25 protein-coding genes and 1 pseudogene are annotated in these 26664 nt (G+C 64.5%); 10 read left to right on the plus strand and 16 right to left on the minus strand.

Annotated features, from left to right (window positions below):
- Nucleotides 1-85: 85 nt before the first annotated feature.
- The 5 genes and pseudogenes from P9255_RS13950 (at nt 86) to P9255_RS13970 (ending at nt 7138) form a co-directional block, all read left to right on the plus strand.
- On the plus strand, nt 86-889 hold the full coding sequence (locus P9255_RS13950) for an inositol monophosphatase family protein (RefSeq protein ID WP_309789850.1): 804 nt from the start codon (nt 86-88) through the stop codon (nt 887-889).
- Between the two features lie 156 nt (nt 890-1045).
- Entirely contained in the window at nt 1046-2344 is a 1299-nt protein-coding gene (lplT, locus tag P9255_RS13955) for a lysophospholipid transporter LplT (RefSeq protein WP_309789851.1), read from the plus strand.
- Between the two features lie 194 nt (nt 2345-2538).
- Complete coding sequence (locus P9255_RS13960) at nt 2539-2907, plus strand: glycine zipper domain-containing protein (protein WP_309789852.1); 369 nt, start codon at nt 2539-2541, stop codon at nt 2905-2907.
- 281 nt (nt 2908-3188) lie between these two features.
- A pseudogene (gene mutS, locus P9255_RS13965) lies at nt 3189-5811 on the plus strand (DNA mismatch repair protein MutS).
- Nucleotides 5774-7138 (plus strand): hypothetical protein, encoded by a 1365-nt coding sequence (locus P9255_RS13970; RefSeq protein WP_309789853.1) that lies wholly within the window; start codon nt 5774-5776, stop codon nt 7136-7138. Before mutS ends, P9255_RS13970 begins: the two are co-directional and overlap by 38 nt.
- A gap of 58 nt (nt 7139-7196) precedes the next feature.
- Here the strand turns inward: P9255_RS13970 and P9255_RS13975 are convergent, their stop codons facing one another.
- Complete coding sequence (locus tag P9255_RS13975) at nt 7197-7748, minus strand: peptidylprolyl isomerase (RefSeq protein ID WP_309764558.1); 552 nt, start codon at nt 7746-7748, stop codon at nt 7197-7199.
- Nucleotides 7749-7781: 33 nt separating this feature from the next.
- Here P9255_RS13975 and P9255_RS13980 point away from each other — a divergent pair, with 33 nt between their 5' ends.
- A complete protein-coding gene (locus P9255_RS13980; protein ID WP_309789854.1) occupies nt 7782-9017 on the plus strand; it encodes a cupin domain-containing protein in 1236 nt (411 codons plus the stop codon).
- Between the two features lie 266 nt (nt 9018-9283).
- On the plus strand, nt 9284-9538 hold the full coding sequence (locus P9255_RS13985) for a hypothetical protein (RefSeq protein ID WP_084592983.1): 255 nt from the start codon (nt 9284-9286) through the stop codon (nt 9536-9538).
- A gap of 152 nt (nt 9539-9690) precedes the next feature.
- Here P9255_RS13985 and P9255_RS13990 read toward each other — a convergent pair whose 3' ends face one another.
- The 10 genes from P9255_RS13990 to P9255_RS14035 all read right to left on the minus strand — a co-directional run bounded on the left by P9255_RS13990 (nt 9691) and on the right by P9255_RS14035 (nt 18830).
- On the minus strand, nt 9691-10464 hold the full coding sequence (locus P9255_RS13990) for an MBL fold metallo-hydrolase (RefSeq protein ID WP_309789855.1): 774 nt from the start codon (nt 10462-10464) through the stop codon (nt 9691-9693).
- Nucleotides 10465-10483: 19 nt separating this feature from the next.
- A complete protein-coding gene (bamC, locus tag P9255_RS13995) occupies nt 10484-11626 on the minus strand; it encodes an outer membrane protein assembly factor BamC (RefSeq protein ID WP_309764555.1) in 1143 nt (380 codons plus the stop codon).
- Nucleotides 11627-11812: 186 nt separating this feature from the next.
- Nucleotides 11813-12787 (minus strand): 4-hydroxy-tetrahydrodipicolinate synthase, encoded by a 975-nt coding sequence (dapA, locus tag P9255_RS14000; protein ID WP_309789856.1) that lies wholly within the window; start codon nt 12785-12787, stop codon nt 11813-11815.
- A gap of 63 nt (nt 12788-12850) precedes the next feature.
- Entirely contained in the window at nt 12851-13438 is a 588-nt protein-coding gene (locus P9255_RS14005) for a class I SAM-dependent methyltransferase (protein ID WP_309789857.1), read from the minus strand.
- Entirely contained in the window at nt 13438-14640 is a 1203-nt protein-coding gene (locus tag P9255_RS14010) for a tryptophan--tRNA ligase (protein WP_309764552.1), read from the minus strand. The genes P9255_RS14005 and P9255_RS14010 overlap by 1 nt, the downstream gene beginning before the upstream one ends.
- A gap of 4 nt (nt 14641-14644) precedes the next feature.
- Nucleotides 14645-15310 carry a site-2 protease family protein gene (locus P9255_RS14015; protein WP_309789858.1) on the minus strand — a complete coding sequence of 222 codons (666 nt, stop codon included), beginning with the start codon at nt 15308-15310 and terminating at the stop codon, nt 14645-14647.
- Nucleotides 15311-15395: 85 nt separating this feature from the next.
- Complete coding sequence (locus P9255_RS14020; protein WP_309764550.1) at nt 15396-16025, minus strand: L-threonylcarbamoyladenylate synthase; 630 nt, start codon at nt 16023-16025, stop codon at nt 15396-15398.
- Between the two features lie 132 nt (nt 16026-16157).
- Nucleotides 16158-16988: a 3',5'-nucleoside bisphosphate phosphatase gene (locus P9255_RS14025; protein ID WP_309790751.1), complete on the minus strand. Its 831-nt coding sequence runs from the start codon at nt 16986-16988 to the stop codon at nt 16158-16160.
- 70 nt (nt 16989-17058) lie between these two features.
- On the minus strand, nt 17059-17943 hold the full coding sequence (locus P9255_RS14030) for an alpha/beta hydrolase (protein ID WP_309789859.1): 885 nt from the start codon (nt 17941-17943) through the stop codon (nt 17059-17061).
- Between the two features lie 56 nt (nt 17944-17999).
- A complete protein-coding gene (locus P9255_RS14035) occupies nt 18000-18830 on the minus strand; it encodes a ferritin-like domain-containing protein (protein WP_309789860.1) in 831 nt (276 codons plus the stop codon).
- A 189-nt stretch (nt 18831-19019) separates the two neighbouring features.
- Here P9255_RS14035 and P9255_RS14040 point away from each other — a divergent pair, with 189 nt between their 5' ends.
- The 3 genes from P9255_RS14040 (at nt 19020) to P9255_RS14050 (ending at nt 21053) form a co-directional block, all read left to right on the plus strand.
- Nucleotides 19020-19544 (plus strand): gamma carbonic anhydrase family protein, encoded by a 525-nt coding sequence (locus P9255_RS14040; RefSeq protein ID WP_309764546.1) that lies wholly within the window; start codon nt 19020-19022, stop codon nt 19542-19544.
- Between the two features lie 60 nt (nt 19545-19604).
- On the plus strand, nt 19605-20555 hold the full coding sequence (hslO, locus tag P9255_RS14045; protein WP_309789861.1) for an Hsp33 family molecular chaperone HslO: 951 nt from the start codon (nt 19605-19607) through the stop codon (nt 20553-20555).
- Nucleotides 20556-20705: 150 nt separating this feature from the next.
- The gene (locus P9255_RS14050) at nt 20706-21053 is read left to right on the plus strand and encodes a hypothetical protein (protein WP_309789863.1); all 348 of its coding nucleotides are present in this window, start codon (nt 20706-20708) and stop codon (nt 21051-21053) included.
- Nucleotides 21054-21128: 75 nt separating this feature from the next.
- Here the strand turns inward: P9255_RS14050 and ftsB are convergent, their stop codons facing one another.
- The 5 genes from ftsB to P9255_RS14075 all read right to left on the minus strand — a co-directional run bounded on the left by ftsB (nt 21129) and on the right by P9255_RS14075 (nt 26659).
- A complete protein-coding gene (gene ftsB / locus P9255_RS14055; protein WP_309789864.1) occupies nt 21129-21587 on the minus strand; it encodes a cell division protein FtsB in 459 nt (152 codons plus the stop codon).
- A 106-nt stretch (nt 21588-21693) separates the two neighbouring features.
- Nucleotides 21694-22977: a phosphopyruvate hydratase gene (gene eno, locus P9255_RS14060; RefSeq protein ID WP_309764541.1), complete on the minus strand. Its 1284-nt coding sequence runs from the start codon at nt 22975-22977 to the stop codon at nt 21694-21696.
- A 183-nt stretch (nt 22978-23160) separates the two neighbouring features.
- Nucleotides 23161-24015: a 3-deoxy-8-phosphooctulonate synthase gene (gene kdsA / locus P9255_RS14065; RefSeq protein WP_309789865.1), complete on the minus strand. Its 855-nt coding sequence runs from the start codon at nt 24013-24015 to the stop codon at nt 23161-23163.
- Nucleotides 24012-25709 (minus strand): CTP synthase, encoded by a 1698-nt coding sequence (locus tag P9255_RS14070; RefSeq protein WP_309789866.1) that lies wholly within the window; start codon nt 25707-25709, stop codon nt 24012-24014. Before P9255_RS14070 ends, kdsA begins: the two co-directional genes overlap by 4 nt.
- Nucleotides 25710-25843: 134 nt before the next feature.
- A complete protein-coding gene (locus tag P9255_RS14075; protein WP_309789867.1) occupies nt 25844-26659 on the minus strand; it encodes an alpha/beta hydrolase in 816 nt (271 codons plus the stop codon).
- Between the last annotated feature and the right edge of the window lie 5 nt (nt 26660-26664).

Raw genomic sequence — 26664 nt, forward strand, 5'->3', positions numbered from 1 at the left:
TTCGTCTTTCGTCGACCTAGCCGTTGTCGCCAACTTCATCGCCCGCGCCATTGCATAAAAGCGCGGCGGTCAAAGGATTTCGCTCATGCAACCGATGCTCAATATCGCTGTCAAGGCCGCGCGCCGCGCCGGACAGATCATCAACCGCGCGTCGCTCGACCTGGATCGCCTCCAGGTCAGCAAGAAGCAGCACAACGACTTCGTGACGGAAGTCGACAAGGCGGCCGAAGCCGCGATCATCGAGACGCTGCACACCGCCTATCCCGATCATTCCATCCTCGCCGAAGAGTCCGGCGCGGACGAACGCGAATCGGAATATCAGTGGATCATCGATCCGCTCGACGGCACCACCAATTTCATCCACGGCTTTCCGTATTACTGCGTGTCGATCGCGCTCGTGCACCGGGGCATCGCGACGCAGGCCGTCGTCTACGACCCGACGCGCAACGACCTCTTCACCGCATCGCGCGGGCGCGGCGCGTACCTGAACGAGCGGCGCATCCGCGTCGGCAAGCTGGATCGTCTGTCGGATGCGCTCATCGGCACCGGCTTCCCGTTCCGCGATGGCCAGGGCCTCAACGCCTACACGCGCCTTTTCAGCGAAATGACGCTGGCGTGCGCGGGACTGCGCCGCCCCGGCGCGGCCGCGCTCGACCTCGCCAACGTCGCGGCAGGACGCCTCGACGGCTTCTTCGAGCAAGGCATCCATCCGTGGGACGTCGCGGCGGGCAGCCTGATCGTGACCGAAGCGGGCGGGCTCGTCGGCAACTACACGGGTGAATCGGACTTCCTGTTCAAGAACGAGATCGTCGCGGCGAACCCGAAGGTCTACGCGCAGATGGTCAAGATTCTCGACATGTACTCGCGCACGCGCGTGACGGGCGAGTAACACCGTCTCGCGGGGCGCCGGGCGCGCCTCGCTCCCGAGCCGCGCGCGCCATGCTCCGCAATCGGTGCGCGCTGTTCGCAGCTTGCTCGCTCGACGCAAGACCATCGCACTTTCCGCCGTTCTCCTCCGGTGCGCCGCGCCGCCTCTCCGCCCCACATGAAAAAAGGCTTCTACACGATCATCGCCGCGCAGTTCGTTTCATCGCTCGCGGACAACGCGCTGCTCATCGCGGCGATCGCGATGCTCGCGGTCGTGCGATCGGCGCCCTGGGTCACGCCGCTGCTGCAAATATTCTTCACGATCTCGTATGTGGTGCTCGCGCCCTTCGTCGGGGCATTCGCCGATGCGCTCCAGAAGCGCCACGTGATGTTCATCTCCAACGCGCTCAAGGCGGGCGGCTGCGCGCTCATGTTCGCGGGCGTGCATCCGATGATCGCGTATGGCGTCGTCGGCCTCGGCGCGGCTGCTTATTCGCCCGCGAAGTACGGCATTCTCACCGAACTGCTGCCGCCGGAGAAGCTGATCCCGGCCAACGCGTGGCTGGAATCGGCGACAGTCGGCTCGACGATTCTCGGCACCGTCATCGGCGGCGCGCTCGTGAGCCAGGTCGTCGGCCGATGGGTCGAACATGCCCATCTGCCGTTCGTCGGCACCGCCGCGCACGCCGCGATGTTCGCCGTGATGGCGATTTACGCGTCGGCGGCGGTCATCAACGCGTTCATCCCCGATACCGGCGCGCGTTATCCGAACCTGCTCACGCAGCCGACGCGCCTCGTCCACGATTTCTCGCACTGCTTCAAGGTGCTATGGCGCGACAAGCTCGCGCAGATCGCGCTGTGGGTGACGACGCTGCTCTGGGGCGCCGCCGTCACGCTGCAACTGCTCGTGCTCAAGTGGGCCGACGCGAACCTCGGCTTGTCGCTGTCGAAGGCGGCGGTGCTGCAGGGCGTGACGGGCGTGGGCATTGCGCTCGGCGCAGCGGCGGCATCGGCGCGGATCGCGCTGAGGCAGTCGCTCAGAGTGTTGCCGGTCGGCGTGCTGATCGGCGCCGTGGCGGTGGCGATGGCCTTCTACAACAAGGACCTGTTCCCGGCCGGCGCGGGCGTGCAAGTCGGGCCGGTGTTCATGCCCGCGTACATCCTGATGGCTTATCCGCTGATGATCGCGCTCGGCGGTCTGTCGGGCTTCTTCATCGTGCCGATGAACGCGATCCTTCAGCATCGCGGCGCGACGCTGCTTTCCGCCGGTCATTCGATCGCGGTGCAGAACTTCAATCAGAACCTCGCCGTGCTCGCGATGCTCGGTTCCTACGCGCTGCTCCTGACGGAGAAGGTGCCGGTGCAATGGATCATCGTGATCTTCGGCGTGTTCGTCTGCGGCATGATGGCGCTGGCGATGCGCCGTCACACGCACAACGAGCGCGAAGCGGACCTGGGCGCGCTCGTCGAGGAATGAAGCTTGCTCCTGCGTGGTATCGGTTCATCGCCTCAGGCCGCCCGGAATCGCGACAGAGGGAGGGAACGATGGCGGACGAGTCGAAGTCGTAAGAGCAGTCAACGAGAGAAAATGGATCAGCGCATGATGCGCAGGCAGCGCGGCCGAAGCAGGCACGCTGCCATTCTTCGGCACGTCAATAAAGGAGCATGAAAATGGGATTGTTCACACGTTCGACGCTCGATAGCAAAATCACCGGCGCAGCCGACGTCGGCCAGCGCGCGGTGCGCGGGGCGAGCGATGTCGTCGATTCGGCCAGCGACCAGTTGCGCAGCTTCCTCGATGAGCTGGAAGATTCGCTGCACAGCGCGAAGGACATCGACGCCGACAAGCTGCGCAAGCAGTTGCAATCGAAGCTGAAGTACGCGCGCTCGCAGATGGACGGCGCGGGTTCGGCCATTTCCGGCCGCTTCGGCGATGCAGCCGGTTACGCCGATGACTTCGTGCACGACAAGCCGTGGCACACGCTCGGCGCGGTCGCGGGCCTCGCGCTGTTGATCGGCTTTCTGGCGGGCCGCGCCTGAGCGCACTGACGCCGGCAGGCAGACACGGGGGCCATCGCGCGATGGCCCCTTTCCATTGCGCGATCCGGCCTATGCCTTCCGGCCGTCTCCTTCGCCCAACCCCGACAGGTTAAACTCTTGCTCATTGGCTGAACCGCGGCTGACTCGCGGCTGAACGCGCGTTGCGTTTCGGTCCATTCGCTTTTACCGCACGCAAGATGGGCAATCACACGGCAACTCCCGACTCTCCTGCGGCATCGGCCGCAGCCGCGCTTCCCGCGGATTTCTCCCAGCACACGCCGATGATGCAGCAGTATCTTCGCATCAAGGCGGATCATCCCGGCACGCTCGTGTTCTATCGCATGGGCGATTTCTACGAGCTTTTTTTTCGACGATGCCGAGAAAGCCGCGCGCCTGCTCGACCTCACGCTCACGCAGCGCGGCGCATCGGGCGGCAATCCCATTCGCATGGCGGGCGTGCCGCATCATTCGTGCGAGCAGTATCTGGCCAAGCTGGTGAAGCTCGGCGAATCGGTCGCGATCGTCGAACAGATCGGCGATCCGGCCACGTCGAAGGGACCGGTCGAGCGCAAGGTCGTGCGCGTCGTGACGCCCGGCACGCTGACCGACGCCGCCCTGCTCTCCGACAAAAGCGATGTCTATCTGCTCGCGCTCTGCCCCGCGCATAACCGTCGCGGCGTGGTGACGAACGTCGGTCTCGCGTGGCTCAATCTCGCGAGCGGTGCGCTGCGGCTCGCGGAAGTCGCGCCCGAGCAGGTGGCGGCGGCGCTCGAGCGCATCCGTCCGTCGGAGACGCTCATCGCCGATACGGTCGCCGACGTGCAGGCGAACTTCGGCGTCGCCACGCTCGCGGCCACGACGCGCGTGCCGGCGTGGCACTTCGACGTCGGCTCGGGCGCCGCGCGTCTTCGCGAACAGCTCGATGTCGCGAGCCTCGACGGCTTCGGCGGCGAATCGCTCACCTGCGCGTGCGGCGCGGCCGGCGCGCTGCTGCTCTACGCGGCGGCGACGCAAGGCCAGCAGTTGCGCCATGTGCGCAGCCTGAAGGTCGAGTATGAATCGGAGTACATCGGGCTCGACCCTGCAACGCGGCGCAATCTCGAACTGACGGAGACGCTGCGCGGCACGGAATCGCCCACGCTGTGTTCGCTGCTCGATACCTGCGCGACGACGATGGGCAGCCGCCTCTTGCGGCACTGGCTGCATCACCCGCCGCGCGATGCGTCCATTGCCGGGGCACGTCAGCACGCGATCGGCGCGCTGCTCGATGCGCCGTCGTCAACCGGTCTCGACGCCTTGCGCACCGCGCTGCGAAAGATTTCCGACATCGAGCGCATCACCGGGCGGCTCGCGCTGCTGTCGGCGCGTCCGCGCGATCTTTCGAGCCTGCGCGACACGTTTGCCGCCCTGCCCGATCTTCAGCGCATCGTCGCGGCGCTGCCTGCGCAGACGGCTGCGCTCACGCGCATCGGCGCGGCGCTCGAACCGCCGGGCGAATGCCTGCATCTGCTCGCGAGCGCCATCGCCCCGGAACCGGCTGCGCTGATCCGCGACGGCGGCGTGATCGCGCGCGGCTACGATGCCGATCTCGACGAACTGCGCGATATTTCGGAGAACTGCGATCAATTCCTGATCGATCTGGAAACGCGCGAGCGCACGCGCACCGGGATCGCCAATCTGCGGGTCGAATACAACAAGGTGCACGGCTTCTATATCGAAGTCACGCGCGGTCAGACGGACAAAGTGCCGGACGACTATCGCCGCCGTCAGACGCTCAAGAACGCCGAACGCTATATCACGCCCGAACTGAAAGCGTTCGAAGACAAGGCGCTGTCCGCGCAGGAGCGCGCGCTCGCCCGCGAACGCGCGCTTTACGATGCGCTTTTGCAGAACCTGTTGCCGTTCATCGCGGATTGCCAGCGCGTCGCGGGCGCGCTCGCCGAACTGGACTTGCTCGCAGCCTTCGCCGAGCGCGCCCGCGCGCTCGACTGGGTCGCGCCGGAGTTCGCCGCCGATGCCGGCATCGATATCGAACAGGGACGGCATCCGGTCGTCGAGGCGCAGGTGGAGCAGTTCATCGCGAACGACTGCTGCCTGAGCGACGAGCGCAAGCTGTTGCTCATCACCGGCCCGAACATGGGCGGTAAATCCACATTCATGCGGCAGACCGCGCTGATCGCGCTGATGGCGTATGTCGGCAGCTATGTGCCGGCCAAGCGCGCGCGCTTCGGCAAGCTGGATCGCATCTTCACGCGCATCGGCGCAGCGGACGATCTCGCAGGCGGCCGCTCCACGTTCATGGTCGAGATGACCGAAGCGGCCGCCATCCTGAACGATGCGACGGCGTCGAGCCTCGTGCTCATGGACGAGATCGGACGCGGCACGTCCACGTTCGACGGCCTCGCGCTCGCGTGGGCCATCGCGCGGCATCTGCTGTCGCACAATCACTGCTATACGCTCTTCGCCACGCACTACTTCGAACTCACGCAATTGCCTTCGGAGTTCGCGCAGGCGGCGAACGTGCATCTGTCGGCGGTGGAGCACGATCATGGCATCGTGTTCCTGCACGCCGTCAGCGAAGGCCCGGCGAATCAGAGCTACGGCCTGCAGGTCGCGCAACTCGCGGGCGTGCCGGCCGCGGTGATCCGCGCGGCGCGCAAGCACCTCGTGCACCTCGAGCAGCAGTCGATCGGCCAGCCGACCGCACAGTTCGACCTCTTCGCGAGCCCGCCTTATGCGTTCGAAGACGCGCCGAACGAGCCCGTCGAGGCGGATGCGCCGGAACATCCCGCGCTCGAAAAGCTGCGCGCGGTCGATCCGAACGACCTGCGTCCACGCGACGCACTCGATTTGCTCTACGAACTGCATGAACTGGCGACTTCCGCGCCGGACGCGTCGCGATAAGCGCGTCGGCCGGTCCATCGCCGGACGGTCGGGCGTCGTGAGCGCGACGGTGCATGCCGTCGTGGCGGCGGTGCTGGCCGCCGCATGTCCTGCCGCGTATCCGCAAGAAGGCGATCCGCTGACGTTCGCCGTCATCGCGGATGCGCTCGCCCGTCCCGCCGACGAAGCGCCCGTACGCCAGATGCTCGACGCAATCGGGCGCGATCGCGATATCGCGTTCATCGTCTATGACGGCAATGTGAAAGGCAGCACGGAGGCTTGCCGCGACAGTGTATACCAGTCGCGCCGCGATCTGCTCGACGGCTCGCGCGCGCCCCTCGTGCTGCTGCTCGGACAACACGACTGGGCCGACTGCGGCCTCACGCATACCGGCGCTTATGATCCCGTCGAGCGTCTCGATTTCGTGCGCCAGCTTTTTTTCACGGATGCAAATTCGCTCGGACAGCAGCCGCTCGCTTTATCGCGTGAGAGCGACGTCGCGCGCTTTCGCCCGTTTCGTGAAATGGTGCGATGGCAGACGCAAGGCGTGGCGTTCATCGGCCTCAACGCGCCGAGCCCGAACAATCATTACCTGACCGCAGGCGGGCGCAACGGCGAATTCGAAGACCGCGCCGTCGCGACGACATTCTGGCTCGAACATGCTGCGGAATCGGCACGACGCTCGGGGCTGCGCGCGCTCGTCATCCTCCTTCAGGGCGATCCCGACTTCGCACGTTACGAGCGGCGCGACCGCTTCGCGTGGCTGCGCTTCTCGCGCACGATGCCGCCGCGTGACGGCTTTCTGGAGCTCAAGCGCAGCCTCGTGAAGGCAGCGGAGACGTTTCGCGGGCCGGTCATCGTGATTCATCGCACCGAGGCGCCGGAGCCGAACGGCTTTCATATCGATCAGCCGCTGCGCAACGACAAGGGCCTGACGGTGACGAACCTGACGCGCGTCGCGCTTGCGTTGAAGAAGCCGCAATCGCAATGGCTCGAAGTGTCGACCGATGCGGGATGGCGGCCGCCCTTTCGCTTGCGTGTGCGGGACGTGCGTGACGTTCGAAGCGCGCGCGATCCGCACGGTGCGACCGACGCCCGCAAGCGCGAGCCCGTCGAGCCGCAAGCCGACTCGTACGGCGCGCCATATTCCGCGCCCGCGTCGGGACCGGCCGCGCCGCTGCATCACGACTTGCCCGACGCGCTGCCGCCCGCGCCATCGCTCATTCAGCCAGCCTCCGGTCTGCCGCCGATTCTGACGCCGCCGCAGGCGCTTCCGCCGATACTGCCCACGCCGGCATCCAGCGTGCCGCCGGGCGGGACGGTGAACACGAACGGTCGCGCACAATAAAAAAGCGCAGCCTCTCGCTGCGCTTTTTCAACTACCGCCCGCTACGCCCGATGGCCGCTCAATGCAGCGTCGGACCCGAGTCCTTGCGCGGCTCGGCTTCGTCGTCGTCTTCGTCTTCGTCCGCGATATGCAGGCCGTCCGCACCGTGCGCATGCTGATGCTCGATTTCATCTTCGGTCGCCGTTCGCACTTCCTGCACCGACAACGCAAAACGCAACGCCATGCCCGCCAGCGGATGATTGCCGTCGAGCACCACCTTGTCTTCGGCGACGTCCGTCACGGTATAGATGAGCGTATCCAGTTCGTCGTCGCTATCTTCCGGCGTGCCTTCGAACTGCATGCCCACTTCGAGCGGCTCGGGAAAGCGGCTGCGCTCTTCGATCTTCACGAGTTCGGGATCGTATTCGCCGAATGCATCCTGCGGTTCGAGCTGAATCAGTGTTTCATAGCCGGGCTCGCGGCCGTCCAGCGCTTCCTCGATCTTGGGGAACGTGCCATCATAGCCGCCGTGCAGATAGACCATCGGCTCGTCGCTTTCCTCGATCAGATTGCCTTGCGCATCCGATAGCTTGTACGCGACCGAAACGACAGTGTCTTTCGCAATTTTCATTGAATCCTCCAAGATACAAGCCTCGATTATACGATGCGTCAGCGGCCCTCAGACGTTACTCCTTTGCCTCCCGACAACCATAACGAACCCGCGCGTGCGCCGCTTCCGGACGAAGTGTCGCCCCTGTTGGGCAACCGTACGCCGCGGCAGTTCATGCGGCGCTACTGGCAGAAAAAACCGCTGCTGATTCGCCAGGCGATCCCCGGCATGTCGGCCCCGCTCGCTCGCGAAGAACTCTTCGAACTCGCCGATTCCGACGACGTCGAATCGCGCCTTATCACGCATTTCCGCAATACGTGGAATCTGGAGCATGGACCGTTCGCGCCCGATGAACTGCCATCCGTGAAGAAGCGCGAGTGGACGCTGCTCGTGCAAGGCGTGAACCTGCATGACGAACGTGCGCACGCGTTGATGAACCGCTTTCGATTCATCCCCGACGCGCGTCTCGACGATCTCATGATCTCCTACGCGACCGATGGCGGCGGCGTCGGTCCTCACTTCGACTCCTATGATGTCTTTTTGCTGCAGGTGCATGGCAAGCGCCGCTGGCGTATCGGCGCGCAGCGCGACCTCTCGCTAAAACCCGGCCTGCCGTTGAAAGTTTTACAGCACTTCGAGGCGGAGGAAGAATGGGTGCTGGAGCCCGGCGACATGTTGTATCTGCCGCCGCACATCGCGCACGACGGTATCGCCGAGGGCGAATGCATGACGTGCTCCATCGGCTTTCGCGCGCCATCGGCGCATGAACTGACGGCGCAGTTCCTGTATCACCTTGCGGAGCGCACCAGCGACAAGACGCCGGGCAAAGCGGATGCGCGTTATCGTGATCCGGCCCAACCGCCCGTCGATACGCCGGCCGCGTTGCCCTCGCTGCTCGTCGAACGGGTTGGCGCGATCCTTGCAAACGTCAGTTGGACTGATAAGGATATCGCCGAGTTTTTAGGCAGTTATCTGAGCGAGCCGAAAGCCAATGTGGTATTCGATCCGCCGGTTCGTGCGCTGAATGGGCAAAAATTTGTTGAGCGCGCGAAAAAGACGGGTGTCAGGCTAGATAGAAAGACGATTTTGCTCTACAACACGCACTCGTATTTCGTTAATGGCGAGGCCGCCGCGTTATCCGCAAAGGCGAAAAAGTGGCTGCCAGAACTCGCTGATTCCCGGCGAATGGAGGCGAAACGCTTTGTAACACTTACAGGCGATTTGGCAATGACATCCCTGCTGCACGAGTGGTATCGTGCGGGCTGGATTCAGACGGAGTCATCGGCCTGAAACGCTTGACGTGAAAGCGCTGGCGAGTTCTATCAAAGCCGTGGTTTTGCTGTTCCGCAATACGAAAATTTGTATGAGAAAGACAACGTACCGGCCCCTCATTTATCGACGGTCGTTACGAAAGTGCCTATAATTTCCGGCCAAGCCGTAGTAAGTCTCACACCAAAAAGAATTGTGAGGCTCCACAGCGGCCCAGGTCGGTGTTGGAGCACACATTACCGGTACTTTGCGCTGTTGCTTACCTTTAACCATAAAAGGACGTGATCATGAAGAAATCCCTCCTCGTAGCATCCCTGTTGGCTGCTGTTGCTCTGGCTGCATGCAACAAGTCTAGCGATACGGCTGCTCCGAGCGCTGCAAGCGATACGTCGGCTGCTTCGGCTCCGGCTGCTGCCGCTTCGGACGCTAACGCTGCTGCATCGAGCGCTTCGGCCGCTGCAAGCGACGCAGCTTCGGCTGCTGGCGCGGCTTCGGACGCTGCTGCTTCGGCTGCTGCTCCGGCATCGGGCGCAAGCCAGTAAGGCCATCAGGCACTTACGCCAGCGCCTCGAGCCTGGCACAGGCCGCTCATGGCGGCCTGAAACAAAAAAACCGGCTCTTGGGCCGGTTTTTTTGTTTCTTGACGCGGTGTCGTCGTGCCTCGTCGATGCACGCTTCTAGCGTTTCGCTCACCTCACAGCGACAGCCAGTCGAAGCCATCGGCTTGCGTCGCCACCACGACATCCGGCGCCGATGCATCCAGCACTGCAGCAAGCGCAGCCTGCGCAAGATGAGGCAGATTGTTTTGCTGACTAAGATGCGCGGCGACGAGATGACGCAGCTTCGAACGATCCAGCGATGCCAGGATTGCCGCGGCCGCATCGTTGTTCAGATGCCCGTGCGTCCCGCCGATGCGCGCCTTCAGCGATGCCGGGTAACGGCTCGCGGAAAGCATCGCAAGGTCGTGATTCGATTCGAGCACGAGCGCGTCGCAACCGCTCAGCACGCTCGTGATATGCGGTGTCGCGACACCGACGTCCGTCAGCACGCCTAAGCGGCTTGCGCCATCGGAGAAGACGTATTGCAAAGGTTCGCGGGCGTCGTGGGGAACGGTATAGGGCAACACGCTGACATCGCCGATAGCGACGCTTTCGTCGCCCCATACCACGCGCAGGTCGACCTTGCCTTCGTCCGCACCGACCGCGCGCGCGGTGCCCCAGCTCATGTGAACGGGAATGGACCACTTGCGCGCCAAAGTCAGCGCACTGCCGATGTGGTCCGTATGTTCATGCGTGATGAGGATGGCGTCGAGATGCTCGGCGCTGGTTCCGAGCCGAAGCAACCGACGCTCGACTTCCTTCGCGGAAAAACCGCAATCGAGCAGCACGCGCGTGGTGGTCGCGCCGCTCGTCGATTCCACGAGCAGCGCATTGCCTTCACTACCGCTGCCGAGACTGGCGAATCTCACAATCGCTCGCGCCGCCCGCCTAGTTCAACTGCGCGTGCAGCAGGGACACGATGCGCTGCGCATCGGACGAGTTGTCCAGCTGGCCGTTCGCATCGACGACGGCGACCTGCGTCACGGCATCGGCCTTCGGACGCACGTTCACGAGGAACTGGCGCGTGGGCTTCGGCGTGTTGCTGGAAAAGAGCTTGCCGAAGAGACCTTCCTTCTTCAGCTCCGCCATGGAGTCCGAATAATGCACGTAGTAGATGCCCTTCTCGCGATCGCGATTGTCGACCGTGAAATTGGTGCGATCCAGCGCGAGGCCCACGCGCAGCCATGCGCGATCGAACGGCTCCGCGAGATCGAGCGTCGATGCACCCGCCGTCTGCTCGACCGCCACCTTCGCGCCCGCCGGACGCGCCTGCGCAATCAGTTGCTTCGACTGGTCTTCGGTGAGGCCGAACTTCTGCATCATCTTCGCGAGGAAAGCGGCCTCGAGCGCCGGATTGCGCGGCCGTGTCTCCCAGCGCGACGATGTCTTGTCCTGGCCCGTCAGCACTTCCTCCATCGCGCTATGCGTGACGGAAATGTCCGTCGACCCGTCCGCTGCGCGATCCACCTGCGTGCGGAACATGTCGCGCGTGCCCGACGAGTAGGCGAAGTCGAGCAGCTTGCCGACGCTCTTCCTGAACCAGTCGTCCGGAATGTTCGCGCGATTTTCGGCCCAGTCGGTCGCCATGATGCCGGTCTGCGCGGAATCGGTCTTCAGCGTGAAGCCGTTCTCCGTCCAGAACTCCTGCAGTTGCGGCCAGATTTGATCCGGCGTGCGGCCATCGACGACGAGCCAGCGGCGATCGCCATCGCTTTCGACGTGCATGCCGTACGGGTCCTGCGCGGTCGGCACGCCGAGCGTCAGGTTGCCGGCCGGCGTGGTGTTGCGCTGCGTCGCGCCGCCGAGCGTGTTGATGGGCGGCGGCGCCGCGTAGCGCTGGCTGATGTCGGCCGTGCTGAGATCGGACGGCACGTTGAGCGCGGGCGCGGTCTCGGCCGCCTTGTAGTTGACGCGGTCGGGCGCGAGCCAGTCGTTCAGCGTTTCGCAGCCCGCAAGCGAGAAAAGGACGCCGGCGCCCAGCGACAGCACGCTCAGGCGTTTGGCTCGGGTGAGAAGAGCGGAATGTTTCATGAGGTCCTTCTTTGCTGCAGATAACGGCTGGATACGCATTGCCCGCGTCGGTTCCCGCGCGGGGTCATGCGCGGGTCATCGAGGCCAATGGATGGCAATGGGTGAATGGCTCGGCTTCATCTCGATCCGGTGCGGCGCGGTCACGTTCGATTCATTGCCTGTCGCGACGCGCGCCCGAGCACTCGATCAGCCGAGAAGCCCGGCGTCGCGCAGCGCGCCGCGCACGACGTCGTGGTAGCGCGCATCGAGCGGCGTGAGCGGCAGGCGAATGCCGCCTTCCATGCGGCCGAGCGCCTGCAGCGCCCACTTCGCCGGAATGGGGTTCGATTCGCAGAACAACTGCTTGTGCAGTTCGAGCAGGCTCAGGTGGATGCGGCGGGCGGTGACCGCGTCGCCTTCGAGCGCCGCGCGGCAGAGATCGCTCATCTGCTTCGGTGCGACGTTCGCCGTTACCGAGATGTTGCCGTGGCCGCCGAGCAGCATCAGCGCGATGGCCGTGGGATCGTCGCCGCTCAGGATCGCGAAATTCGCCGGCGCATGCTTGATGAGATACGCGGCGCGATCGATATTTCCGGTCGCTTCCTTCACGCCGATGATGCCCGGCACTTGCGCGAGACGCAGAATGGTCTCGTTGCTCATGTCGGCCACGGTGCGGCCCGGCACGTTATAGAGAATCACGGGCAGGTCGACAGCTTCAGCGATCGCGCTGAAATGGCGGAACATGCCTTCCTGCGTCGGCTTGTTGTAATACGGGACCACCTGCAGCGTGGCGTCGGCGCCGACCTTTTTGGCCTGCCTGGAGAGCTCGATGGCTTCGGCCGTCGAATTGGCGCCCGCGCCCGCGATGATCGGAATGCGCTTCGCGGTGTGCTCGACCGCGGTCTGCACCATCAGCACGTGCTCTTCCACCGACAGCGTCGCCGATTCGCCGCTCGTTCCCACGACGACGAGCCCGTTCGACCCCTGCTCGACGTGCCAGTCGATCAGCTTTCGAAACGCCGGCAGATCCAGGCTGCCGTCCTCGTGCATCGGCGTGACGATGGCAGGAATGCTGCCACGGATCTGGATGCCGCCGTTGCTGCCGCTAGCTCCGCCGCTAGTTCCGCTGCTAGTTCCGCTGCTAGTTCCGCTGCTAGTTCCGCTGCTAGTTCCGTTTGTCATGAAACTCTATGAATTTAATCGTGAATTTAATCGCAAAAAGCGATATTACGCGATTGTAGCGGATTAGCCCGCCAAATCGTAACGCGGCGGACCCGGGGGTGTGTTACCAACCGTGAGCCGGTCCATAGCTGCCTCGACTTCATGGACCGCGCAAATTCGCTGCACGTAGGCAGCACGCGGCGTCTGGACGAAACCGTCTTCATAAGCGATCACACGAAGCCGGCCCCGCACCGCTTCCAGCAGTTCGCCGGGCTCGAGCAGAAACGCGGGATTGGACGGCTTGCCAATCGTCCCGTTGCCGACGGCGAAGGTCTCGTAGATCAGGATGCCGCCCGGTGCGACGCTGTCGATCATGTGCGCGAACAGCGGCCGATGCAGATAGTGCGTTACGACGACCGCAGCGAACCGGCGATCGGCGGAAACCGGCCAGGGCGCGCCTTCGATATCCGCCGCGAGCGTCTCGATGCCCTCGCAGGCGGACATCGACTCGAGCGCATCGGCATCGCGATCCACGGCGAGGACCGCATGACCGCGCGCCGCAAACCAGCGCGCATGACGCCCGCCGCCCGCTGCGACATCGAGCACCGGCGCACCGGGCGCGACGAGATGCGCCCAGCGCGTGACCCATGCGCTCGGAATGCCGGCTTCCATCAGTTGTACGAGAGGCCCATCGCCTCGCGCACGTCGCGCATCGTCTCGGTCGCGAACTTGCGCGCCTTGTCGCAGCCATCGGCGACGATCGCGCGAAGCAGCGACGGATCGTCCATGTATTTCTGAGCGCGTTCGAGCATCGGCTGCTGTTCGCGCAGGATGCCTTCGATCACCGGCTGCTTGCAGTCGAGGCAACCGATGCCGGCGCTGCGGCAGCCCTTCTGCACCCACTCGTGCGTGGCTTCGTCCGAGTAGACCTGATGCAGTTGCCACACCGGACACTTGTCGGGATCGCCCGGATCGTTGCGGCGCACGCGCGCCGGATCGGTCGGCATCGTGCGGACCTTTTTCGTGATGGTCTCCGCATCCTCGCGCAAGCCGATGGTATTGCCGTACGACTTCGACATCTTCTGGCCGTCGAGACCCGGCATGCGCGACGCTTCCGTCAACAGCACCTGCGGCTCGACGAGAATGATCTTGCGCGCGCCTTCCAGATAGCCGAACAGACGCTCGCGATCGCTCATCGACAGGCTTTGCGATTCCTGCAGCATCGCGCGGGCTTGTTCCAGCGCTTCGGCATCGCCTTCCTGCTGATACGCGACGCGCAACTCGTGATACAGCTTCGAGCGCTTGCCGCCGAGCTTCTTCGCGGCATCGAGCGCCTTTTCCTCGAAATCCGGCTCCTTGCCGTAGAGGTTATTGAAGCGGCGTGCGATTTCACGCGTCATTTCGACGTGCGGCACCTGATCTTCACCGACCGGCACGAGCGACGCGCGATACAGCAGAATGTCCGCCGCCATCAGCACCGGGTAGCCGAGGAAGCCGTAGGTCGAGAGATCCTTTTCCTTCAGCTTCTCGATCTGCTCCTTGTAGGTCGGCACGCGTTCCAGCCAGCCGAGCGGCGTGCCCATGCCGAGCAGGAGCGACAGTTCCGCATGCTCGGGCACACGGCTCTGGATGAAGAGCGTCGCCTGCGCCGGGTCGATGCCCGATGCCAGCCAGTCGATCAGCACTTCCCAGACGTTTTTCTCGATGACCTCGGGCGTCTCGTAGTGCGTCGTGAGCGCGTGCCAGTCGACGACCGCGAAGAAGCATGGGTATTCGGACTGCAGCCGCACCCAGTTTTTCAGCACGCCGTGATAGTGGCCGAGGTGCAGCGACCCGGTGGGCCGCATGCCGGAAAAGATACGGTCAGGGAACATGATCTTATGGGAATAGTGAAGCGAAGGGATTCAGAATGGCCGATACCGCCGCGTAACCGACGTTCACGAGCGGACTCAGCCAGAAGCGCGTCAGCACGCCCGTCACGACGAGCGCCATCACGATGAAGAAACCGTAGGGCTCGAGCTTCGCGAATGCAATCGATGCGCGCACCGGCAAGAGCGCCATCAGCACGCGCCCGCCGTCCAGCGGCGGCAGCGGAAAGAGGTTGAGCACGCCGAGCACGAGGTTCACGGCGACGCCCGCCGCGGCCATGCGCGTGAGAAACGCTTCGTCGACGTTAAACGCGGCGAGCAGAACCGCCAGCACGCCCCAGACGAGCGCCTGAACGAAGTTGCTGCCCGGACCCGCCGCCGCGACCCACAGGCTGCCCCAGCGCGGATTGCGCAGGTTCCCGAACGCGACCGGCACCGGCTTCGCATAACCGAACATGAAACTGCCGTTCGTGACGAAGTACAGCACGATGGGAATGACGATGGTCCCGATGGGGTCGATATGGCGCATCGGGTTCATGGAAACGCGGCCGAGCACGTAAGCCGTGTTGTCGCCGAGCAGACGCGCGGCATAACCATGCGCGGCCTCGTGCAGCGTGATCGCGAAGATCACCGGGAGCGCGTAGACCGCGATGGTTTGTATCAGAGAAGGATCCATGGGGCGGTATTGTATCAAGCGGAGGGCCGTCTTCAGGCGAGCGCGACGCCGCCAGGCACGACGAATCGCGCCATGACCGAACCGCCTAGGCAGCGAGTCCGAACGGCTCCAGACTGCCCCGTCCGGCGCGCACGAGCACCGGCTCGCCGCCGGACAGATCGATCACCGTCGATGGCTCGGCGGGGCACGCGCCCGAATCGATCACGAGTTCGATCTGCTTTTCGAGCCGCTCGCGGATTTCCTCGGCGTCGTTGAGCGGCTCGCTGTCGGGCGGCAGGATCAGCGTCGACGCGAGCAGCGGCTCGCCGAGCGCTTCGAGCAGCGCGAGCGTGATGGCGTGGTCCGGCACCCGCAAGCCGATCGTCTTGCGCGACGGATGCGACAGCCTGCGCGGCACTTCCTTCGTCGCCTGGAGGACGAACACGTAAGGCCCCGGCGTTACCGACTTGATCAGCCGATATTGCCGGTTGTCGACCATCGCGAAATTCGACAGCTCGGACAGATCACGCACGAGCAGCGACAGCAATTGCTTGTCGTCGATGCCGCGAATGCGCCGAAGCCGCTCGACGGCGTCCTTGTCGTCGAGATGGCAGGCGAGCGCATAGCTCGAATCGGTCGGCAGCGCGACGATGCCGCCGTCGCGAACGATCTGCACCGCCTGATTGATGAGCCGCGGCTGCGGATTGTCCGGATGAATACGAAAGAATTGGGACATGGCGACGCCTTGTTGTTCCGATCGTGTTCGCGGTTCGACGCGCTCGCGCGAGACATCTGCGGCGCGGACGCGGGCTAGTCAGCGATGATGCGACGCAAGACGCATGCGCGCCAGTGATTCACAGCCGGCGCGCTAGAGCCAGCGATGCCAGACAGGGATGAGGTCCTGCGGCAGCGGCGGAAGCTGCCCGAGATCGATGCGCCCTTCTCCCGGCGCGTGAAAGTCCGAGCCGCGCGACGCTTCGAAGCCGTATCGGCGCGCGACATCCGCGTACTCGCGATACTGGTCCGGCGTATGGCTTCCGGTCACGACTTCAATGGCATTGCCGCCGAGCCCGATGAACTCGTCGAACAGCGCGGCGAATTCGACCGGCGTGTAGTCGTAGCGCCCCGGATGCGCGATGATCGGCTCCCCGCCCGCGTTGCGAATCCACCTCACCGCGTCGGCGAGCTTCGCCCAGCGATGCCCGACGAAGCCGGGCTTGCCGTCGCCGAGATAGCGCGCGAACACGTCCGACGTGCTTTGCGCGTAGCCCTCGTCCACCAGAAAGCGCGCGAAGTGCGTGCGCGAGATCATGTCGGGGTCGTCGGTATAGCGCAGCGCGCCTTCGTAGGCGTTCGGAATGCCGACCGCGGCCAGCGCGTCGCCGATCGCCACGCCGCGCGCCGCGCGTCCGTTGCGCGTCGAGGCGAGGCCGTTCGCCAGTTCCTCGTTTTCCGGGTCGACGTTCATGCCGACGACATGCACCGTGCGCCCCGCCCACGTCACCGAAATTTCGACGCCCGCGAGATAGCGCATGCCGAGCGCCTCGGCCGCCGCGCGTGCTTCGCGCTGGCCGCCCAGCTGGTCGTGGTCGGTCAGCGACCAGATCGCGACGCCGCCCGCATGCGCCCGCGCCGCCACTTCGGCGGGCGCGAGCCGCCCGTCGGAAACAGTGGAATGGCAGTGCAGATCGGCGTTGATGGTGGTCGGATTCATAAACGTGATTTTACGTTAAGGGCACATAACGGCGCTTGGCGCCGCCGACGCCGACCTACGCGCAGAACGATGCGATCAATTCCGCGACGCGCTCGGGCTGATCGTGATGGATCATGTGCCCCGCGCCGCTCACTGCTTCCTCGCGCCAGTCGGCGAACGCGGCGAAGCGCGTCTTGAATTCGGCGATGGGCATGTCGCCGGCGAACCGCGCGAGCGTCGGCGACGCCTCGGCTTCCACGTGCAGCACCTTCGCCCGCACGCGCGACCAGACGGCCATCACTTCGTCGAGCCGGTACAGCGCAGGGCTTCGCAGCTTGTGTGCCGGATCGGCGAGCAGGTGGTAGGCGCCATCGGCTTCGCGGCGCGACCAATGTTGCGCCAGGAAGTGCGCCCGCGAACGGGGAAGACGCGGATTCGTCCGAATCAGCCGGTCGGCGACTTCATCGAGCGTCGCGTAACTGCGCAACGCCGGCGGTATGCGCAACTCGTCGAGCCACCGCGCGATGGCGCCCGGCGCCTGCGACGGACGCGCCGCAGCCAGCCCGAAGCCCTCGAGATCGACGACGCGCCGCACGCGCTCCGGCCGCACGCCGGCATAGTGCAGCGATACGTTCGCGCCCATGCTGTGCCCGACGAGATTGACTTCGCCGGCAGGCGCGTAGTGATCGAGCAGCGCGTCGAGATCGGCGAAATAGTCTGGAAAGTAGTAATGCCCGCCGCCCCGTTGCGCAACCGGCCAGTCGGACAGGCCGAACCCGCGTGCATCGGGGGCGAGCACCTGCCAGTCGCCGGCGAGCGCGTCGACGACGAACTGGAACGACGCGGACACGTCCATCCAGCCGTGCAGCATGAAGAGCATGGGCGCGTCGGGCGAACCCCAGCGGCGCACGTGCAGCCGCACGCCGCGCGCATCGACGAACTCGGAGCGCGATTCTTTCATGGCCCGCCTCGATCAAAAAAAGGATGATCGTTCGAGTATAGCGGCGACTGTGCGGCTTAGGCGGAGCCGTCGAGTCCGGCGAGCGCGCGAAGTTCGGCCTCGTCGAAGCCGGCGTCGCGACGGGCTTCGAAGTTGAAGGGACCGCGCAGCTTGGGCGCGTGATACTGCGCGGCGAGCCGCTCGTAAGCCGTGTGCGGGTCGAGCGATGCCGCGTCGCACAGCGTCCGGAACCAGCGATTGCCGATCAGCACGTGGCCGATCTCGTCGCGCAGGATCACGTCGAGGATCGCGGCGGACGCGTGATCGCCCGCCTGCGCGAGCCGCTTGCGAATCGGCGGGGAAGCGTCAAGCCCGCGCGCTTCGAGCGTGCGCGGCACGAGCGCCATGCGCGCGAGCACGTCGGCGCGGGTCCGCTGCGCCATTTCCCAGAGGCCGTCGTGCGCGGGGAAATCGCCGTAGGCATGACCGAACTCCGCCAGTCGCGCGCTCAGGAGCGAAAAGTGATGCGCTTCTTCCGCCGCGACTTTCAACCAGTCGAGATAGAAATCGGCCGGCATCGACGGAAACCGCCAGACGGCGTCGAGCGCCAGGTTGATCGCGTTGAACTCGATGTGCGCGAGCGCGTGGAGCAATACCGCGCGCCCGGCTTCCGACTGCATGCCCCGCCGCTTGAGCGACGACGGTTCTACCAGTGCGGGCCGCGCCGGGCGGCCCGGCAAGTCGCCGGGATCGGGCAATTCGAGCGCGGAATCGACCGGCGACGCGCCCGTGCAGGCCGCTTCGTAAAGCGCGCGGGCCCGCTCCGCCTTCGTGGCGGGATCGATCTCGCGCAGTATCGACAATGCGCTGCGGCGGGCGCATTCAGGAGTGGTCGGAACGTTCGGCATCGCGCGTCTGAATGAAAGCGGTAAGGCACGCTCGGCGGCGAAACGCCGCAAACGGCTAAAATGTTAATCCCGGCGCAGGCACAAGGCGCAAAGCAGACACATAGCGGTCCGGCCGGCGCAAGCCGCGCATTTTAGCGCCGCGCGGCGACCTTCCCCATCGAAGACCAGACGAAGACCTGAGGAGACACCGTGGCAATCTACAAACTCGGCGACGACGCCCCCACCATCCATGAAAGCGTGTTCCTCGCCGATACCGCGACGATCATCGGCCAGGTCACGCTCGAAGAGAACGCGAGCGTCTGGCCCGGCGCGTCGCTGCGCGGCGACAACGAGCCGATCGTCGTCGGACGCGGCAGCAACGTGCAGGAAGGCGCGGTGCTGCACGCGGACCCCGGCTTTCCGCTGACCATCGCGAACGACGTCACCGTCGGCCATCAGGCGATGCTGCACGGCTGCACCGTCGGCGAAGGCTCGCTGATCGGAATTCAGGCGGTGGTCTTGAATGGTGCGGTAATCGGCCGCAATTGTCTGGTTGGCGCGGGCGCCATCGTCACCGAGGGCAAGGTGTTCCCCGACAACACGCTGATTCTCGGCGCGCCCGCCAAGGCGGTGCGCGAGATCGGCGAAGCGGACATCGCCCGCATGCGCGCCGCGACGGCAAGTTATGCCGACCGGCGTGAATACTACAAGGCGCAGCTCGTGCGCATCGGCTGAGCGGCGGCGCTGCGCGAGACGCGGCGCCGCACGTTCCGCCTCAACACCCAAGGAAGCGTTGTGAACGACCAGTTGCAGAAATTCATGTTCAATGCGGCGCCCGTGCGCGGCGAAATCGTCTCGCTGCGTAACACGTGGCAGGAAGTGCTCGCGCGCCGGGCGTATCCGCCGGCCGTGCGCAACGTGCTAGGCGAAATGATGGCCGCGTGCGCCCTGCTCTCCGCGAATCTCAAGTTCGACGGCACGCTCGTCATGCAGATTTATGGCGACGGCCCCGTGAAAATGCTGGTCGTGCAGTGCAATTCGAACCTGTCGCTGCGCGCGACGGCCAAGCTCGCCGAAGGCGCGGAAAGCGAACTTCAGAGCGACATGCCGCTCGCCGACCTGCTCAACCGTCACGGTCACGGCCGCTGCGTCATCACGCTCGATCCGTCCGACAAGAAGCCCGGCCAGCAGCCGTATCAGGGCATCGTGCCGCTCTCGGGCGAACATGGGCCGCTCGCGTCGATGGCCGAGGTGCTGGAACACTACATGCATCACTCGGAGCAGTTGGATACGCGCATGTGGCTCGCCGCCGATACCGACCGCGCGGTCGGGGTGCTGCTGCAGAAGCTGCCGGGCGATGGCGGCATCGTTCCGCATCCTGGCGAGCACGACGCCGATACGTGGCAGCGCGTCTGCCATCTCGGCAGCACGCTCTCGACGGAAGAACTGCTGAAGGAAGAGCCGGAGACGGTATTTCGCCGCCTGTTCTGGCAGGAGAACGTGCAGCACTTCGAGCCCGCTGCGGCGCGCTTTCAGTGCACGTGCTCGCGCGAGAAGGTCGGCGGCATGTTGAAGATGCTCGGCCGCGAGGAAGTGGACAGCGTGATCGACGAACGCGGGGCCGTCGAAGTGCATTGCGAGTTTTGCAATCAGCGCTACGAGTTCGATCCGGTCGACGTTGCGCAACTTTTTGTCGCAAAAGAGCTCTCACAAGGCGTGAGCCCCGCAGCGGACCAGCGGCACTGAGCGCCGTCGAAGCCTTGTCCGGCGTGCCGTCGAACGCGCCGGGCGAACGCTGGATCGCATGAACGGGCGAAACCGCGCGCGTGGTCCAGGCGAACCGCCGCGCGCTATGATTGGCGTTTGTTTAGTTGTCCGACCGGCTGGAGGTCGAAAATGAGAAACGTCTCGTTGCTATTGAAACTGTCGTCCGGCGTGGCCGCCGTACTCCTTGTCGCGGGCTGCGCGATGGACCCGCCGGGCCCGTCGCCGATCTATAGCCGTCTGCCGAGCACATCGGCGCCGGTGCAACAGGCGCTGACGCCCGAGCAGCAGATGGAGCGCTATAACGCGATCGACAAGCAGGCGCTGGCCGAATCGCAGCAATCGGCGACAGCCGGCAACAATGCCAAGATGATGTCCGGCTACACGGCGACGCCCATCAGCGTGTACGGCGGATATTCGAGCGGCGGCTGGGGCGGCCCATATTGGGGAACGGGCGTCGGCTTCGGGACCTGGTGGTAATCCACCCAATTTCTGCCGTACAAAAGCAAATGGCGCAGTCGATGACTGCGCCATTTGTGTGTCCGCTGCCCGATATTACTGCGTCGCGCCTGGCTTTTTCTTCGCCTCTTTTTCCTTGCGCGCCTTGCGGTCCAGCTCGCGCAATTCCTGCTTCGAACGCGATACCGGATTCGGCACCACCCGCAGCGGCGCCGCCGATACCTGCCCGCGCGTCGAGCCGTTCACCGACGGCGCATTCGCCGAGCTGACCGGCGCCGTCGAATTGGGCGATACGAACTGCACGAACACCTCGCTGTCCTTCACCATGCCCATTTCATAGCGGGCCCGTTCTTCGACAGCGGCGGTGCCGCTTTGCAGGTCCTGCACTTCGCCCTGCACGCGCTCGTTGCGCAGTTTCAGGTTCATGTTCTTGTCGGTCTGCTGCGCAAGTTGCTGCTGCAATTCATGCACGCGCAACCAGCCGCCGTGCCCCCACCAGAGCGGGTACTGGATCAGCACCAGCAACAAGACCAGAACGACAGTTACAAGCCGCATTCGAGTAGCCGAAATAAGCGCCGCCGGACGGCTTCAGTGACACCGAAGCCGGCGCGGCGGACAGAGAATAAAGCTAACGTCCTTATCGACTAAAGCGGCGAAAGCTTTAGCGCAAGTTGTAGAACGCCGACTTGCCGGGATAGCTTGCGATATCGCCGAGGTCTTCCTCGATACGCAGCAACTGGTTGTACTTCGAGATACGGTCGCTGCGCGACAGGGAGCCGGTCTTGATCTGACCGGCGTTCAGGCCGACGGCGATATCCGCGATCGTCGAATCTTCCGTTTCGCCCGAGCGGTGCGAGATGACCGCCGTGTAGCCGGCGCGCTTCGCCATTTCGATGGCCGCGAACGTCTCCGTCAGCGTGCCGATCTGATTGATCTTGATGAGGATCGAATTCGCGATGCCCTTCTCAATGCCTTCCTTCAGGATGCGCGTGTTCGTGACGAAGAGATCGTCGCCGACGAGCTGCACTTTCTTGCCGAGGCGGTCTGTCAGCGTCTTCCAGCCGTTCCAGTCGCTTTCGTGCATGCCGTCTTCGATGGAAACGATCGGGAACTTGTCGGCGAGCGTCGCGAGATAGTCGGTGAATTCGCCCGACGAAAGCTGCAGGCCTTCGCCGGCGAGCTGGTATTTGCCGTCGTGGTAGAACTCGCTCGCCGCGCAGTCCAGCGCAAGCAGCACGTCTTCACCCGCGCGATAGCCCGCCTTCTCGATGGCCTGGAGAATGGTGGAGAGGCATTCGTCGTTGCTGCCGAAGTTCGGTGCGAAACCGCCTTCGTCGCCGACTGCCGTGCTCATGCCGCGATCCGACAGGATCTTCTTGAGCGCGTGGAACACTTCCGCGCCGCAACGCAGCGCTTCGCGGAAGGTCGGCTGGCTCACCGGCACGATCATGAATTCCTGGATGTCCAGGCTGTTGTTCGCGTGCGCGCCGCCGTTGACGATGTTCATCATCGGCACCGGCAGTTGCATCGCGCCCGAGCCGCCGAAATAGCGATAGAGCGGCAGGCCGGCTTCTTCCGCTGCGGCCTTCGCCACAGCCATCGACACGGCGAGCAACGCGTTAGCGCCGAGGCGCGACTTGTTTTCGGTGCCGTCGAGCTCGAGCAGGGTCTTGTCGAGGAAAGCCTGTTCCGAGGCGTCGAGGCCCATGATGGCTTCGGAAATCTCGGTGTTGATGTGTTCGACCGCCTTCAGCACGCCTTTGCCGCCGTAGCGGCCGGCTTCGTCGTCGCGCAGTTCGATGGCTTCACGCGATCCCGTGGACGCCCCCGACGGCACCGCGGCGCGGCCCATCGTGCCCGATTCGAGCAAAACATCGCACTCGACGGTGGGGTTGCCTCGCGAATCGAGAATCTCGCGGCCGATGATATCTACGATAGCACTCATGGTTTCCTCAAATTGACGATGAATTCTGTCGGTCACAATGAAGCGATGACTCGATGCTGCACTGGCTTCGCTCAGACCTTCTGACGGCTCTCGTGGTTCGCGCCTGCCTTCGCGCGACCATTTCTGTCCTCGTGAAGCGGACGCCGACCGCGAGGCGTCCGCCCGGCTATGCCGACCCGCGCGTTAGTTGAAGTCGTTCTCGAGAAACGGACCGCTCTTGACGGCGCGATCGAGCGCGACGAGCGTCTCGAGCAGTGCTTCCATGCGATGCAGCGGCACGGCGTTCGGACCGTCCGACTTCGCGCACGCGGGATCGGGATGCGTCTCCATGAAAAGCCCCGCGACGCCCGTAGCGACTGCCGCGCGCGCCAGCACCGGCACGAACTCGCGCTGGCCGCCGGAACTGGTGCCCTGCCCGCCCGGCAACTGCACGGAATGCGTGGCGTCGAACACGACGGGCGCGTCGGTCTCGCGCATGATCGCGAGCGAACGCATATCGGACACGAGGTTGTTATAGCCGAACGACACGCCGCGCTCGCACCCCATGAAGCGGTCTTCAGAGAGACCGGCTTCACGCGCCGCATCGCGCGCCTTGTCGATCACGTTCTTCATGTCGTGCGGCGCGAGAAACTGGCCTTTCTTGATGTTGACGGGCTTCCCCGAACGCGCGCACGCGTGGATGAAGTCCGTCTGACGGCACAGGAACGCGGGCGTCTGCAGCACATCCACGACCGATGCCACCGCTTCGATTTCCTCTTCGGCATGCACGTCCGTGAGCACGGGCACGCCGAGCTGCTTCTTCACTTCGCCGAGAATGCGCAAGCCTTCGTCCATTCCCGGACCGCGATACGACTTGCCCGAACTGCGGTTCGCCTTGTCGAACGACGACTTGTAGATGAACGGAATCCCGAGCTTGGACGTGATTTCCTTCAGCCGCCCGGCGACGTCGATCGTCATTTGTTCAGATTCGACGACGCACGTGCCCGCGATCAGAAAGAAGGGCTGGTCCAGACCCGCTTCGAAATGACATAGCTTCATGCCTGCGCTCCTGCCGTCGCGGCGATCTGCTCGCCGCCCTTCGCGCCGCCCGCAGCCAGCGCGTGCGAACGCGCCGCTTCGACGAACGCCTTGAAGAGCGGATGCCCGTCGCGAGGCGTCGAGGTGAATTCGGGGTGAAACTGCACGCCGACGAACCACGGATGCAGCGATTGTGGCAGCTCCATCATCTCCGGCAGGTCTTCGCTCGGCGTACGCGCGCTGATGATAAGCCCGCCCGCTTCGAGTTGCGGCACGAAACGGTTATTCACTTCATAACGATGACGATGACGCTCGTTCACATCCGTGCCGTAAATGCGCTCGGCCATCGTGCCGGGCTTGATCGGACACTTTTGCGACCCGAGGCGCATGGTGCCGCCGAGGTCCGATTCTTCGGTGCGCTTTTCGATGCGGCCAGCACGGTCATACCACTCGGTGATGAGTGCGACGACCGGGTTCGTGGTGTGCGAGTCGAACTCGGTGCTGTTCGCATCGGCGAGACCGGCGACGTCGCGCGCGAATTCGATGACCGCGAGCTGCATGCCGAGGCAGATGCCGAGATACGGCGTCTTCGATTCGCGCGCATAGCGGATGGCCTTGATCTTGCCTTCCGTGCCGCGACGCCCGAACCCGCCCGGCACCAGCACGGCGTCGAGATGTTCCAGCGCGCCCGTGCCTTCGGCTTCGATCTGCTCGGAATCGATATATTCGATGTTGACCTTCGTCGACGTATGGATGGCCGCGTGGCGCAGCGCCTCGATCAGCGACTTGTACGACTCGGTCAGTTCCACATACTTGCCGACCATGCCGATGGTCACTTCGTTCTTCGGATTCTCCAGCTTCTCCACGAGATCCGACCACATCTTCAGGTCGGCCGGCGGCGGCGAGAGCTTCAGTTCGTCGCAGACGATCTCGTCGAGGCCCTGATCGTTGAGCATCTGCGGAATCTTGTAGATGCTGTCCGCGTCCCACACCGAGATGACCGCGTCTTCCTGCACGTTCGAGAAGAGGGAAATCTTCTGGCGCTCGTCGTCCGGAATCGGGCGATCCGCGCGGCACAGCAACACGTTCGGATAGATACCGATTTCGCGCAGCTTCTGCACGCTGTGCTGAGTCGGCTTGGTCTTGAGTTCGCCCGCGGTGGCGATGAACGGCACGAGCGTCAGGTGCACGAAGCACGCGCTGTGGCGGCCCATGCGCAGGCTCATCTGACGCGCGGCTTCGAGGAACGGCAGCGATTCGATGTCGCCCACCGTGCCGCCGATTTCAACAATCGCGACATCCGGCTGACCGCACGTGGCGGCGGCCGCGCCGCGCTCGACGAACGCCTGGATTTCGTTGGTGATGTGCGGGATGACCTGCACCGTCTTGCCGAGATACTCGCCGCGGCGCTCCTTGCGGATCACCGATTCGTAGATCTGGCCCGTGGTGAAGTTGTTGGCCTTGCGCATCTTCGTGCTGATGAAGCGCTCGTAGTGGCCGAGGTCGAGGTCGGTCTCCGCGCCGTCTTCCGTCACGAACACTTCGCCGTGCTGAAACGGGGACATCGTGCCGGGGTCGACGTTGATGTAGGGATCGAGCTTGAGGAGAGTGACTTTCAGACCGCGCGATTCGAGGATCGCGGCGAGGGAGGCGGCGGCAATACCCTTGCCGAGGGAAGAAACTACGCCGCCGGTGACGAATACATATTTGGTCATCGCTAGATGCTCGCGGGAAAAACGGATTATACCGTAAAGGCCGCCCGCGACCCAACGCGCGCGCCGGTGAAATCCGCCTTGCGCGCCCTGCTTTTGACGCCATTTATGGCGATCGTTTCGGCTTCGATGCGCGTCTATCGGTCCATTGCGACAAGCAGCCGCCGCACGGCGCGAGCGGTGTCGATGGGCCGTTCCATCGGGAAGAGATGGCTGCCTTCCATCCACTCGAAATGCTCGCCGGCGATGCGCCGCGTCATCGCGAGTCCGACCTGCCGCACTTCGGTCGACTGCGTGCCCGCGACGAATCCGACCGGCACCGGCGCGCCATGCGCGAGCCGCGCGCCGAGCGTGTGCGGCAACGTGCGATAGATCAGGTATTCGGTCCGCCGGTCGAACGCGAGCGCGCGCGTGCCATCGGGATGCGTTGACGGAATGCCGAACTCGATGTAATCCGACAACATCCGTTCGTCCCAGCGCGCGAACGCGGGCTTCGCCCGAAAGTGACGCCACGCCTCGTCACGGCTCGCCCAGCGCGTGCGGCGGTTGCGCGTCGCGGCGGCGGGCGACAGGCGTTCGTCGAGCCCGGTCCATTGCATCACGCGCAGCAGACCGCTGCGCCACCCCGCGATGACCGGCGAATCCAGCATGACGACGCCCTTCACCCACTGCGGGCGCTTGTGCGCCGCCATCAGCGACAGATAGCCGCCGAGCGAATGGCCGACCAGCCACACTTTCGGATGCGCGCCGCCTGCTTCACGCCGATGACGGCTCATGTCGTCGATGAGTTCATCGACGAGATAAGGCCAGTCGCGCGTGACGGGGAAGCGCGGATCGTGGCCGTATCGTTCGATGCTGCGAATCTCGTAGTCGTCGGCGAGTTCGGCGAATACCGTGCGATACGTCGATGCCGGAAAGCCGTTCGCGTGCGAGAAATGGATGATGTCCTTCAAGCGCT

The sequence above is a fragment of the Caballeronia sp. LZ019 genome (genome assembly GCF_031450825.1).
In the GTDB taxonomy this organism is placed as follows: domain Bacteria; phylum Pseudomonadota; class Gammaproteobacteria; order Burkholderiales; family Burkholderiaceae; genus Caballeronia.

Bases quoted from the DNA above. Each gene is read 5' to 3' on its own strand.
- P9255_RS14020 (WP_309764550.1), bottom strand. From the start codon at position 16,025: ATGTCCCAATTCTTTCGTATTCATCCGGACAATCCGCAGCCGCGGCTC.
- dapA (WP_309789856.1), bottom strand. From the start codon at position 12,787: ATGACAAACGGAACTAGCAGCGGAACTAGCAGCGGAACTAGCAGCGGA.
- bamC (WP_309764555.1), bottom strand. From the start codon at position 11,626: ATGAAACATTCCGCTCTTCTCACCCGAGCCAAACGCCTGAGCGTGCTG.
- P9255_RS14035 (WP_309789860.1), bottom strand. From the start codon at position 18,830: ATGCCGAACGTTCCGACCACTCCTGAATGCGCCCGCCGCAGCGCATTG.
- ftsB (WP_309789864.1), bottom strand. From the start codon at position 21,587: ATGCGGCTTGTAACTGTCGTTCTGGTCTTGTTGCTGGTGCTGATCCAG.
- P9255_RS14030 (WP_309789859.1), bottom strand. From the start codon at position 17,943: ATGAAAGAATCGCGCTCCGAGTTCGTCGATGCGCGCGGCGTGCGGCTG.
- eno (WP_309764541.1), bottom strand. From the start codon at position 22,977: ATGAGTGCTATCGTAGATATCATCGGCCGCGAGATTCTCGATTCGCGA.
- P9255_RS13970 (WP_309789853.1), top strand. From the start codon at position 5,774: ATGAACTGGCGACTTCCGCGCCGGACGCGTCGCGATAAGCGCGTCGGC.
- P9255_RS13950 (WP_309789850.1), top strand. From the start codon at position 86: ATGCAACCGATGCTCAATATCGCTGTCAAGGCCGCGCGCCGCGCCGGA.
- lplT (WP_309789851.1), top strand. From the start codon at position 1,046: ATGAAAAAAGGCTTCTACACGATCATCGCCGCGCAGTTCGTTTCATCG.
- P9255_RS14015 (WP_309789858.1), bottom strand. From the start codon at position 15,310: ATGGATCCTTCTCTGATACAAACCATCGCGGTCTACGCGCTCCCGGTG.
- P9255_RS13985 (WP_084592983.1), top strand. From the start codon at position 9,284: ATGAAGAAATCCCTCCTCGTAGCATCCCTGTTGGCTGCTGTTGCTCTG.
- P9255_RS14050 (WP_309789863.1), top strand. From the start codon at position 20,706: ATGAGAAACGTCTCGTTGCTATTGAAACTGTCGTCCGGCGTGGCCGCC.
- P9255_RS13960 (WP_309789852.1), top strand. From the start codon at position 2,539: ATGGGATTGTTCACACGTTCGACGCTCGATAGCAAAATCACCGGCGCA.
- P9255_RS14005 (WP_309789857.1), bottom strand. From the start codon at position 13,438: ATGGAAGCCGGCATTCCGAGCGCATGGGTCACGCGCTGGGCGCATCTC.
- P9255_RS14010 (WP_309764552.1), bottom strand. From the start codon at position 14,640: ATGTTCCCTGACCGTATCTTTTCCGGCATGCGGCCCACCGGGTCGCTG.
- P9255_RS13975 (WP_309764558.1), bottom strand. From the start codon at position 7,748: ATGAAAATTGCGAAAGACACTGTCGTTTCGGTCGCGTACAAGCTATCG.
- P9255_RS14070 (WP_309789866.1), bottom strand. From the start codon at position 25,709: ATGACCAAATATGTATTCGTCACCGGCGGCGTAGTTTCTTCCCTCGGC.
- P9255_RS13980 (WP_309789854.1), top strand. From the start codon at position 7,782: ATGCGTCAGCGGCCCTCAGACGTTACTCCTTTGCCTCCCGACAACCAT.
- kdsA (WP_309789865.1), bottom strand. From the start codon at position 24,015: ATGAAGCTATGTCATTTCGAAGCGGGTCTGGACCAGCCCTTCTTTCTG.